At 53.5% G+C, this 12,343-nt stretch carries 8 protein-coding genes; 3 read left to right on the forward strand and 5 right to left on the reverse strand.

Annotated features, from left to right (window positions below):
• Positions 1–7 precede the first annotated feature (7 nt).
• From GDA54_02335 to trxA, 3 genes are all read left to right on the forward strand, one after another.
• On the forward strand, positions 8–3,259 hold the full coding sequence (locus GDA54_02335; GenBank protein MBC6497146.1) for a PD-(D/E)XK nuclease family protein: 3,252 nt from the start codon (positions 8–10) through the stop codon (positions 3,257–3,259).
• On the forward strand, positions 3,252–6,755 hold the full coding sequence (locus GDA54_02340) for a UvrD-helicase domain-containing protein (GenBank protein MBC6497147.1): 3,504 nt from the start codon (positions 3,252–3,254) through the stop codon (positions 6,753–6,755). The genes GDA54_02335 and GDA54_02340 overlap by 8 nt, the downstream gene beginning before the upstream one ends.
• A gap of 83 nt (positions 6,756–6,838) precedes the next feature.
• The gene (trxA, locus tag GDA54_02345) at positions 6,839–7,171 is read left to right on the forward strand and encodes a thioredoxin (protein MBC6497148.1); all 333 of its coding nucleotides are present in this window, start codon (positions 6,839–6,841) and stop codon (positions 7,169–7,171) included.
• Positions 7,172–7,196: 25 nt separating this feature from the next.
• Here the strand turns inward: trxA and GDA54_02350 are convergent, their stop codons facing one another.
• The 5 genes from GDA54_02350 to GDA54_02370 all read right to left on the reverse strand — a co-directional run bounded on the left by GDA54_02350 (position 7,197) and on the right by GDA54_02370 (position 12,337).
• A complete protein-coding gene (locus GDA54_02350; protein ID MBC6497149.1) occupies positions 7,197–8,672 on the reverse strand; it encodes a bifunctional folylpolyglutamate synthase/dihydrofolate synthase in 1,476 nt (491 codons plus the stop codon).
• Between the two features lie 61 nt (positions 8,673–8,733).
• The gene (locus GDA54_02355; GenBank protein MBC6497150.1) at positions 8,734–9,591 is read right to left on the reverse strand and encodes an acetyl-CoA carboxylase carboxyltransferase subunit beta; all 858 of its coding nucleotides are present in this window, start codon (positions 9,589–9,591) and stop codon (positions 8,734–8,736) included.
• On the reverse strand, positions 9,588–10,433 hold the full coding sequence (locus GDA54_02360) for a tryptophan synthase subunit alpha (protein ID MBC6497151.1): 846 nt from the start codon (positions 10,431–10,433) through the stop codon (positions 9,588–9,590). The genes GDA54_02355 and GDA54_02360 overlap by 4 nt, the downstream gene beginning before the upstream one ends.
• The gene (trpB, locus tag GDA54_02365) at positions 10,433–11,674 is read right to left on the reverse strand and encodes a tryptophan synthase subunit beta (GenBank protein MBC6497152.1); all 1,242 of its coding nucleotides are present in this window, start codon (positions 11,672–11,674) and stop codon (positions 10,433–10,435) included. Before trpB ends, GDA54_02360 begins: the two co-directional genes overlap by 1 nt.
• A gap of 66 nt (positions 11,675–11,740) precedes the next feature.
• On the reverse strand, positions 11,741–12,337 hold the full coding sequence (locus GDA54_02370; GenBank protein ID MBC6497153.1) for a phosphoribosylanthranilate isomerase: 597 nt from the start codon (positions 12,335–12,337) through the stop codon (positions 11,741–11,743).
• Positions 12,338–12,343 lie beyond the last annotated feature (6 nt).

Below are 12,343 nucleotides of genomic sequence, written 5' to 3' on the forward strand. Positions count from 1 at the left end.
CGTGTCGGTGTCGGCGATTTACACCATCGATGCGACTCAGCCTTTTGTTGAGTGTTTGTTCTCTGGCTATTTTGCGCGTGGCGGGACAGCGCCTAAGGCTCATAAGGCTCATAAGGCTCATGGGGGGGGGGACGCTCATGAGTCGCTCCATGTCTTTGTTCCCCATAAGAGGGGTGTGCGTGCATGCTACGAGGGGTGGTATTGCCATGGCATGGGTGAAGGAGGCGGCGGGAAAAAGGCTGTTGTGCTTCCTCATGTGACGTCACTTGGTGATGAAGCGGCGGCTTTCGAGGGTGAAGGCCATGAGAGTCTCGAAGAGGACGGCATCACCATCGACGATATGGAGGGTATTGGTGGCGTTGGTGGGAGACGCATGCTCTCTCCTTTCGAGCGTTCCATGCGTATGGCGTCTCTTGTGGCTGATGTGTGGCGAGAGCAAAAGGCGGGTGAGGCATTGGATGCTGGACAGCTTTATGCGTTGACTCAGGAAGTGGGGCGTTTTTTCGATAGGCTTCATGTGTATGGTGATGGGCTCAACGCCTTAGAGGCGCTCATACAGAGCCATGATGACATAGCGCGCCATAGGCGTTTGTCGTTGGACGTGTTATGCGAGAGTGTCCGTCGCTGGCAACATTATTGTGATACGCATGGTTATATCGATATGGCGGTGCATAAGGAGTCGAAGCTTGTTGCCTATGGCGAGTCTTTGGCGTCTCTTGCTCACAAGGAGGGCAAGGACCATCCCCATATCATCATTGCGGGGAGCACGGGGACGCGTCCTAAGGTGCGCGCCTTTATGAAATCGGTGCTGGCGCATGCTGGCAAAGGCTTACGGGGCAGTATCATTCTTCCCGCGTTTGATAGGCATATGACGTTTTCCATGCGTAAGGCCTTGTTGAGGGACAAGCATGAGGCACATCCCCAATATGGGATGGTGGCTTTGTTGGATGCGTTGGATGCTATCGAGGACGATATTCCCTTATGGCATGAGGGGACGCAAGACATGGTGGCGCGACAAAAGGCGCAACGCATGTGGCATTTAGAACGTTGCTTTGACCCCCGTCCCCCCCTGAACGCACCGCCCTCCACCTCCCAAACGATGGCACACGAGACACCAGCAGGACAGCAAAGACACGCGCGCAAGACCCCTCTCTATGGCGTTCATGTCTTCGAATGTCGAGATGACGATGAAGAGTCATCGCTCATTGCCACATTGATACGTCAGTCTGTCTCTATGGAGCAGAGTGTGGCGTTGGTGACATCCAATGCGTCATTGCGTATGCGTGTCCATGCCGAGCTCAAGGCGTGGGACATGGCGGTGAATGACTCAGCGGGGCGTCCCTTTTGTGATGCGCCAAGCATTGTCTTTATGCGTTTGCTGTTAGATTTTTTGATGGAGCGTCATATGGCGTCTTTATTGGCGTGGCTGCGTCATCCCCTTGCCGATGTTGTGGCGCATGTGCGGGCGGGGAAGGCGGGCGAGGATATGTTGCACAGGGAGACGCGCTTTCAGACTCGCCTTGTGGCGCGTTTCATTGACAAGGCCTATCGTCGAGGAGACACCATTCTCAATGATGTGGACGAGACGATGTTATGCCGTATCATCGACGAGTCCTCAGGGCGTGAAGACGCAAAGAACACGGCTAGCGATGTCATAGCCTATAGTTGGAAGGCGCTCAAGCCTCTCATGGCGTGCATGACGGCGCGGGAGGTGGCATGTTGCGACATTGTGCGGGCGCATATGGCGTGTGCGGAAGCGCTCAGTCATCGCTCATTATTATGGGATGAAGGGCGCGACAATATGTTTGCGTCCCATAGTCTTGCCTTTATGCGTTCGTTCTATAGCGACGCTCAGCATTTTCCCACTATCAAGGGCGAGGACTATCGGTGGCTTTTCGAAAAGATTGTGGCGACAGGGCCAGCCTTGCGTGTGCCTCGTCTTCATGTCTGTGGTTCTCTCTATGGGGCGTGGGAGATGCGTATGCAATCTGTCTCACGAGTCATTATTGGCAGTATGAATGAAGGGGATTGGCCGCCAAAGCATCGGCACAGCATATGGCTCAGTCCCAAGCAAGAGACGGCATTGGGATTTCTCACAGCCGACCAACGTAAAGGGTTGGCAGCCCATGATTTTTTACAGAGTTGTGGTTATGACGAGGTTATCATGACTCGTGCCAAGCGTGTGGGGGATACGCCGTCTGTGGAGTCTTCTTTTTTGACGCGTGTCAGGGGTTTTCTTCCGCCGTCATGTCCGTTGGCGGTGAGTCAGGAGGATGGGGGAGGGCGTGCGATGACAGATGGAGAAGGCTATGACATCAGGCGGGTTGCCCGTGCTGTTGTCTGTGGCGGGGAGGAGAAGACGCATGCCATCGTTCGCCCGACACCTAAGGCTATCCTTCGTTGTGAGTCGTTATCTGTCAGTGCTATCACGATGTTGCGGGACAATCCTTATCGATTCTATGCGCGCTATATTCTTGGTCTCAAGCCCCTCAACCCGTTGAACAAAAAAGGCGACCATAGGGCGGTAGGTAACATCATTCATGCCCTTTGCGCCTCTTTTTGGGAGCGTTATCGGCAGATGCCTTTTTCCAGTGTGGAGGAAGGCGCGCGTTTTTTCATCGCTGAGGGAGAAAAGCGCGTGATGTCTCAAGGCTATGACCCTTATTTTGCATGTCAATTGCGCAACAGGATAGAACAGATAGGCTTTTGGTTTGCTGATGAAGCGTTGCGCATGGAGGAGGAAGGGATTGCCTTTATGGCGGCAGAAGCAAGAGGACGTTTGGCATGTGGCGATACATGGATAGAGGCGAAAGCCGATAGTCTACATGAGGGGGATGGAGGGCTCACATTGGTGGATTACAAGACGGGTTCTTCGCCTTTGAAGCAAGATATACACAAGCAGAGGGACGTGCAATTGACTCTCGAAGCGCTCATCGCCCGCGCTGGTGGCTTTGACGGCATAGGGCAAAGGGCGGTTGCTGATGTGCGTTATATGGCGTTGAAAGGGAAGAAGAGGCGCGTTGTGCCAGAGGCAGGGGGGAGTCGTATCATGGTGGAAGGGAAAGAGCTCGATACGCTTCTCGAGGAAGTGCGCCCGACCTTAGAGGCATGTCTTGCTCACTATAAGGGACAAACACAGCCTTATCATGCCTTGTTTGATAAGAAAGGGGGTGGTTGGCGGGGCGCGCCATCCTCCTATGACCCCTATGCCCATATGGCGCGTTTTGGCACATGGGGAGAGGCCGATAGTGATGACTAAGACGACAGAGCGCGAACCGCCTCTCCATATCGTCACACAACCCAATATGTCGTCATGGGTGTCAGCCAATGCAGGCTGTGGCAAGACCCATGCCCTTGTCAATAGGATGGTGCGTCTTATGCTCGAGGGTGTTGATATGGGCGACATATTATGCCTCACCTACACGAGGGCAGCCGCCAGCGAGATGAAGACTCGCCTCTTCGAGCGCCTAGAGACATGGCTTGGTTATTCTCAAGACGAGTGGCTTAGTGAGTTGCGTCGTCTACAAGGGGCGACAGGGGAATGGGCGGAAAAACAAGATGTCCCCTATCATTTATTTGAGCATGCCTTGCGCACTGTGGAACGTTGTCGCATGCAAACCATCCATAGTTTCTGTCATGATGTTTTAGGGTGTTTTCCTTTGGAGGCAGGCCTCTCCTTTGATGGCGTTGAGATTATAGAGGATGTGCGTCAGCAAGCGTTGCAAAGGCGGGCATTCCATGCCTGTATGGCGGACATCGATGCCATGCCGTCAGACCATATGCTGGCGAAAAGCATGCGTTCCCTTGCTTTAGGCGGCGTGTCTATGGAGCGTATCATGGCCACTGCTCACATCTCACGGCATGGGACACAGCCAGAGGATGTTGCCTTTGATGATGATATGTCCCTCAGGCAATTTGTTGAGCAAGAAAAATCCCATGCTAAAGCTGTGATGGGCGCTCTTGGACATCTTGAGCCCGTGCGTCTTTGGTGGCAAGCGCAAGAGGAGGACAGACGATGTGCCATGCGCTATGGCTTGGCGCTATGGCATGATTATCTCCTCTGTTTCTTGACGACAGGCCATGAATGGCGACAAAAAGGGGTAGGGGGTAATGTCAAGGCTAACCCATCCCTTAAAGCCTATCGAGATTTTATGGACGCATGGCGAGACGAGAGGCGGCGCTATTACGGGCGTGGGGTGGATATGGCGTGCGTTGCCCGCCATGCGCTCTATCACTATGAGGCGCTGAAAAAGAGGGAACGAGTCGTCGACTATGATGATTTGGTGAGCAAGACACGTGCCCTTCTTCAGGACAATCATGGCATGAACATGGTGATGGAGACGTTGGATAGGGGTATACGTCATATCCTTGTGGATGAAGCGCAAGACACATCGCCTCAGCAATGGGGCGTCATTCGCCTCTTGGCGGATGAAATCCTTGCTGGTGAAGGACAGAAGGAGGAACAGGGGACAATCTTTGCGGTAGGTGACTTCAAGCAATCCATCTATAGTTTTCAGGGCGCACAGCCTAAGGAATTTTCATCGATGCGGGAGCATTTTGCTGAGAAGGTTAGCAAAGAGTCGTGGCGTCCCGCAGAGTTGACTGAGAGTTGGCGCTCGAATCATGCCATCATGACGTTTGTTGATACCCTTGTGCAAGCGACCGACTCTTTTTCTCTGGGTGAAGAAGAGGCCATCAGGAAGCATCGCCCGTCCCAAGACTTGCGCGAACGTAGGGGATTGGTCGAATTATGGCCTCGTGTGGACGCGCAGAAAGCGCAGAAGCATGATTGGACAGCCACATGGGTGAGGACAGACGAGCAAGACACGTCTGTTGGTGTTGTCGAGCAGATCGCGTCGAAGATTAAGGCGCTCATTGACTCTGGTGAGACTCTTGATAGTAAGAGAAAGGAGGAGAAAGGAAAGCCTATTGAGGAGGGAGAGCCCATTGATGCTGGTGACATCATGGTTTTGGTGAGGCAACGTAGTAAGATTGTCCCCGCCCTTGCCCGCGCCCTGAGGGAAAAGTCCATTGCTATCGAGGGGTTGGACCGCCTCAGACTGACCGAACATATAGCGGTGATGGACATGATGGCGTTGATGCGTTTTGTCTTACTGCCTGAGGATGATATGACTCTTGCCACCATCCTCACCTCTCCCCTCTGTGCATTGCGTGAGGAGGATATTGCGTCCTTGCTTTCGAGGAAACAAGACACAGGCAAGGAGCGCGCCACATTGTGGCAGTGCCTTTGCGCCGCTGTGAAAAATGACAAGGAGAGCAAGTACATGCCTGCCCATACCTTTTTGCAGGATATGATGGCCCATGCCGATTATGACTCTGTCTTTGCCTTTTTGACGCATGCCTTGGTAGCGTGGCACAAGCGCCATGCGTTTTTCGAGCGTATGGGCGATGAATGTGAGGATATTTTCCATGCCTTCCTTCATAGCGCTCAGACCTATGATAGGTGTCATACGTCTTCCCTACAAGGATTTCTCCATTGGCTAGAACAAGGCGTTGTCGAGATAAAGCGAGAACCTCAGGCTCGAGGGAAGAAGCTAAGTATACGAACAATTCATGGGGCGAAGGGTTTGGAAGCGCCCATCATCATTCTTGCTGAGAGTGCTATCGGTAAAAAGGAGCATGAAAAATCCGTCAAAGACGCCACGCCGCAGCTGTATGACGGTATCCCCATATGGTCTGGCGTGAAGGAGAATAGGGACCCGCAATGGGACGATAGGCGGGAGCAGAAGCTGAGGGAAGCGCAACAAGAGGAAAATAGGTTGCTCTATGTTGCGCTTACCCGCGCCAAAGACCGCCTTTATATTGCAGGCTGTGAGGGCAAAGGAAAGAAAAAGGATGACAAGCCCAAGACAAAGAAAAAGGATGAAAAGCCCGAGACACGGACATGGTATGACCATGTGGAACAGGCGTTCGATACCCTCAGTGCAAAATATGGGGAGGGTACGTCTTATAAGGTGGAAACAGGGGACGAGGACGCCGACTTTGCGAGACGTTTGACCTATATCCCCAAGCATCAGGCAGAGTCTAACGTTGTGTCGTCATCGTCGGCGAAAGAACAACGCATGACGCCACGTGCAACGGGCAAGTCTAGTGCTTCCACCCTTCCTTCACTTCCTTCATGGGCGTTACAGCCACAGCGTCCTCAACGTGTGCCTCGCACGACGCCGCGCGCTCTATCCCCCTTGTATGAAGAAGACGGGCATATGGGCATGGCGTCGCCTCTTCTTGATGACAAGGCAAGACGGCATGGACTTGCCGTCCATGCCATGCTCGAATATCTTTCACCCTCTATGTTGTCTCAGCCTATGGCGACATGGCGCGCCATGCTTATCACCCATCCCGCCCTTGCCGCCTATAGCCAAGACGAGAAGGATGACGCATGGCACGAGGTTTGCATGCTCTTACAGAAAGAGGATATAAGGCGTCTCTTGGCAGAGCCATGCCGTCGTGAAGTGCCTATTATGGGGGACAGCGGACAAGCTGGCCATCCCATGACGCCACAATTATGGCGTATCGACCGCCTCATCGACAGGGACACCTACCTTCTTATCATCGACTATAAGACAGATAGAGCCCCGCCAAAGGACTCTGATGCTGTTCCCCCCTCTTACCAACGACAGATGGGGCGCTACGCGCAACAAATCGCCTTGATATATCCCACAAAAGAGATACAATGCTCTTTCCTGTGGACAAAGAATGCCTCACTGATGGCATGGCATGGGCAGGTGACATAGAATCGGTGTTTGACCCTGTGTCGACATGCCTTATGTTATCTCTAAGGTATAGGACATGACATCATAAGAGGATAGGAGAGAGCATGCCAACGAATGTAACCGATAGCGCCTTTGATAAGGAGGTTGTGCAATCATCACAGCCGGTTGTTGTGGATTTTTGGGCTCAATGGTGCGGGCCTTGCAAGCAGATAGCGCCTTTTCTAGAGGAGATCGAAGCCGAGAAAAAGGAACAGCTGAAGGTTGTCAAGGTGGATATCGATACCAATCCACAAACACCACAGAAATATAACGTCCGCGCCCTTCCCACCCTTGTCATTTTTCGAGATGGCAAGGTCATAGCGACAAAGATAGGGGCGTTGCCAAAATCCGAGATACAGAAATGGATAGAGGAGACTCTCGACGAGGGAGGTGGCTGACAATGGAACGTGGGGCGCGCTGTGTTTATAGGCTGTTCGGTCTGGCGGGGCGTGTCCCGTTATGGGACGGGGGTGTTGTCGTGCGCATGCCTTCTGTGTCTATGGTGAGGGCTTCCCCGATAAGATAAAGGGAGCCACAAATGAGGGCGTGGGAGACGGGCATGTCGTTCTCGTTATGGCGATGGTGGCGTGTTATATCCTTCCCAACTGTCGAGAGGGCGTCTTTGAGGGAGGCGCATGCATGGAGAGGGATGTCCTGTCCGATGATGGGGCGTAGGGTGTCTTTGAGGCTCTGGGCGTCGCGCGCCTGTGTGCCTTCACCCGTGACGGGGACGGTGTAGAGGGCGGAAATATATGGGCGAAGGGTTTTGATGAAGGCTTTCGGGTCTTTTGTCCGTAGCATGCCAAAAATGAGCGCCCACTTTTTGCCGCCACTGAGTTGGGGGAGGCTTTGACGGAGGGCGCGGGCGGCGGCATGGTTATGTCCTCCATCGAGCCATAGTGAGAGAGTCTTTGGTAGGGAGTCCATGAGGGCACTGGAGGGGTGGACATGGTGCAAACGCCCGTGCCATGTGGCATCGCCTATGCCTTTGACCATAGAGCGTGTCTCTTGGGGGTTGTGTTCGATGACATCGATACATGCGACAGCGAGGGCGGCATTATCATATTGGTGGCGTCCTTTGAGGGAGGGGGGTGGGAGGCGGTAGTGATGTTTCCCATAAAAGTGCCATGGCGTGTCTTGCCTTGTGTCGTCTAACTGGTGATGCCATGCCGTTCCCCATGCATAGGAAGGTGCTTGGTGTTGTTGGGCGTATTGTTCGAGCTGTTGTCGTATTTTTGGATATTGTTTGCCGATGATGCATGGGACGCCTCTTTTCATAATGCCTGCTTTTTCCTGTGCGATTTTGCTGAGTGTTGTGCCGAGATAGCGTTGATGGTCGAGGGAGATAGGGGTAATGATGGTGGCGATGGGGGCGTGAAGGACATTGGTTGCATCGAATCGCCCGCCCATACCGCATTCTATCAATGTGACATCGGCTGGATAGCGATGGAAGAGCAGAAAGGCCGCTGCCGTTGTCATCTCAAAGAAGGTCATGGGATGGCCGTGGTTGGCATCGATGCACGCTTCCAATGCTGTGCCTAGGCGTTTATCGTCGACGACATCATTGTGGAGCATGATACGTTCGTTGAATCGTGTGAGATGGGGTGATGTATAGCCGTTGATGGTGCGATATTTTTTTCCTAAGGTGGCTTTGAGGAAGGCGTAGGTTGAGCCTTTTCCATTTGTTCCTGCGATATGGATGGGGCGTGCCAGTGTATGGTGTGGGTTGCCTAAGGCTTTGAGGAGGCGTGTTATCCGTTGTAGACTGAGGTCAATGAGGCGTGGATGCATGGCGTGCATCTGTGCCAGCAAGTCCCGAATATGGGGATTATCGTGCTTATCGACAAACGTTATGAGATGGCATTGTGTGAGGGCGTTGTGTGAGGGACGGGGACACATGGTGAAGGGGTCAAGACATAACAGGCGTTATGTGTTTCGAGGTGAGACAGACATAGTGCGCCTATGAGGACACGGGTCTATGGAGAAGGATCGAGAGGGTTTTTCCTAGGGTGGCTTTGAGGTCTTTACGCGCGACGACCATATCGAGCATGCCATGGTCTAAGAGGAATTCGGCTCTTTGAAAGCCCTCAGGGAGTTTCTCTTTGATGGTTTCTTCGATGACACGGCTGCCAGCGAAGCCTATCAACGCCCCTGGTTCGGCTATGATCATGTCGCCCAACATGGCGAAGGAGGCAGAGACGCCGCCTGTCGTTGGGTCTGTGAGCAATGTGATATAAGGGAGGCTTGCGTCTTTCACGTCTTTCACGGCAATGACGGTGCGTGCCATTTGCACGAGGGAGAGGGTGCTTTCTTGCATGCGCGCCCCTCCTGATGCGCAGACAGCGATGAGCGGTGCGCGACTACGTATGGCTTCTTGGGAAGCACAGAGGAGGGCTTCGCCACAGGCAATCCCCATAGAGCCGCCGATAAAGAAGAAATCCATGACGGCGACGACGCTGAGAATGCCCTCGATATTGCCTCTGGCGACGATCGTGCCGTCATCACGTCCCATTTTTTGTTTTGCCGTGCGTAATCGGTCGCTATAGCGCTTGCTATCACGGAAACGTAGGGGGTCTGGCGTGATGTTCGGTAAGGCGATAGGTGTGTATTGGCCGTCATCGAAGAGCATGGCGAGACGTTGCTTGGCATCGATACGCATATGGTTCTGACAATAGGGGCACACATGGAGATTGGCGACCAATTCGCTGTGAAAAATCATTTGTGTGCATTTGTCGCATCGTACCCACAGATTTTCTGGCACGTCGCGTCCAGCGATGGCGCGAATTTTTGGCCTGACAAGGTTGCGTAGCCAGTTCATAGCGTCTGTGCGCTGAGGGCATGGGACAATTCATACATTTTGTCTTGTATGCGTTTCTTCATCATACCATCATCATCCACGTTTTGAGCGATGATGTCCACGAGGGCAGAGCCAACGACAACGCCATCGGCATAGCGGGCGATATGGGCGACATCATGGCCTGTCTTGATACCGAATCCCACAACGAGAGGGAGAGAACAACGTTGTTTGACCCATCGAAGCCGTGTGGTGAGCGCGTCTTTGTCATGGAGCTGTGTTCCTGTCACGCCGGTGCGCGCCACGTGATAGACAAAGCCGTCGGCGTCGTTGAGAAGCCTCTCGAGCCTCTCTGGTTCTGTGTTAGGGGCGATAAGGCGGATAAGGGCCATATGGTGTGTGCGCGCAAGAGCCGCAAAAGGAGGCGATTCCTCTAGAGGCACATCAACGAGAATAAGTCCATCCACGCCATGCTGTGCGGCTTGTGCGAAGAATGACTCCATGCCACAGGCGAGGACGGGATTGGCATATCCCATGAGAATAAGGGGCGTTGTTGTGTTCTGTGTGCGCCATTGCCCTATCATCTGAAAGAGAGATGCCATCGTCGTAGGCGACGACAGCGCCCGATGATGGGCGCGTTCAATGATAGGCCCGTCAGCTGTTGGGTCAGAAAAAGGCATGCCAAGTTCGAGCATGTCAGCGCCACCGCCACAGAGGACATCCATCAACGTCCTTGTGGTATGGAGGGAAGGGTCGAATGCCGTGATAAAGGGGATTAAGGCGGGACGTCCTTCCTGTTTGAGCCTATGGAACATGGTCTTGATACGTTGCATGGGTGTCACGCGCGTCCCTTTGGTTGAGTCCATCACCCTATGGGGTGGGCGTCCATATCACGGAGAGAGGGGAGGTCTTTATCGCCTCGCCCGCTCATATTGATGACAACCACGTCGTGTGCCTTGTGGGTGTGGGCATGGCGCAAAAAATAGGCAATAGCATGGGCGCTTTCGAGGGCGGGAATAATGCCTTCATATCGACATGTGACGTGGAAGGCGCGCAAGGCATCTGCGTCCGTCACACGTCGGTAGAGGATACGTTTTTGTTCGAAGAGGAAGGCATGCTCAGGCCCCACCCCAGGGTAATCCAAGCCAGCTGAGAGTGAATGGACGGGGTCGATTTGGCCTTCTGGACTTTGTAAGAGGTAGCTGTAACTTCCATGGAGGACGCCTTTTGTGCCCATAGTGATGGAGGCTGCGTGCTGTCCTTGTTTGTCGCTTTGTCCCCCGGCTTCGACGCCTATCATGGTGACTCTCTCATCATCGATAAAAGGATAAAAGATACCGATGGCGTTCGAGCCACCGCCGACACAGGCGATGATGGTATGGGGATGGTCATGCCCTTTGTCTTTGAGTTGCGTCATGGTCTCTTTGCCGATAACGGATTGAAAATCGCGCACGAGCATAGGATAAGGGTGCGGTCCCGCCACAGAGCCAATCATGTAGAATGTCGTCTCGACATTCTTCACCCAATCGCGCAACGCTTCGTTGAGGGCGTCTTTCAAGGTCGCGCTCCCACTGGTCACGGGGATGATGGTGGCGCCAAGGCGACGCATGCGTTCCACATTAGGCGCTTGGCGTTGCATGTCTGTCTCACCCATGTAGATGACGCACTCCACATCGAAGAGAGCGCAGATCGTCGCGGTGGCGACACCATGCTGTCCGGCGCCTGTTTCGGCAATGATACGTTGTTTTCCCATGCGGCGTGCGAGCAGAGCCTGTCCCAGACAATTATTGATTTTATGGGCGCCTGTATGGTTGAGGTCTTCCCGCTTAGCGTAGAGAATTCCTTTGAACCCTCCATGGTCTTTGAGATAACGCTCGAGTCCTTGGGCTCGGTACAGGGGGCTTGGCCTGCCGATATAGTCATGGGCATAGGACTCGAATTCCTGCCAAAAGGACGTATCTTGTTTTGTCTCCCGCCATACTCTTTCCAACGCCAAGATAAGAGGCATCAATGTTTCTGACACATAGCGGCCACCGAACATGCCGAAACGTCCGTGCGAGTCGGGATAATGCTGGTCATAGGGAGACGTATATGCTGGATGAGCCATGGCGGGATACCGTTCGAGAGACAAGAAAGAGAGGGTTATAGCATGACGTTATACGTTATGGCGTTTTTACGTCAGAATATCTACATCATGCGCATGACGGATAAATTGGCGCATGGCCTGATGGTCTTTGACGCCAGCGCTTTTTTCGACGCCAGAGGAGACATCGACATAGGTTGCGCCGCTCTCGTTGATGGCGCGTTTGATGGTCTGAGGGGTGAGTCCTCCAGACAAAAACCAAGGCGTTGCTGTCCTCAGCGCGCGCAGCCACGTCCATTCTATGGTTTTGCCAGTGCCACCAAAGGCGTGAGGGCCGCCATAGGCGTCGAACAGGAACATATCGGCCATGCCTTCGAACGCTTTGCTTGCTTTAATATCATCTGGCGTGCGGACGCGTATGGCTTTTATCACGCGAGGAGGGAACGTATGTTTGAGATGGGCGATGCGTTCTGTTGTTTCATAGCCATGGCATTGCAGATAATCCAGAGGCACGTTGTCTGTGATATGGCTGATAACATCGTCTGTGCTATCGACGATGACGCCGACTTTTTTGATGGAGGGGGGAAGGTGGGACGCCAATGTCTTGGCGTGGCTGACGGAGACAAAACGTGGCGAGCGGGGATAGAAGACGAAGCCAATGAAATCGGGGCGGGGCTGTTTCTTCATGCTCTG

The sequence above is a fragment of the Alphaproteobacteria bacterium GM7ARS4 genome (assembly GCA_014332745.1).
Taxonomy (GTDB): Bacteria; Pseudomonadota; Alphaproteobacteria; order GM7ARS4; family GM7ARS4; genus GM7ARS4.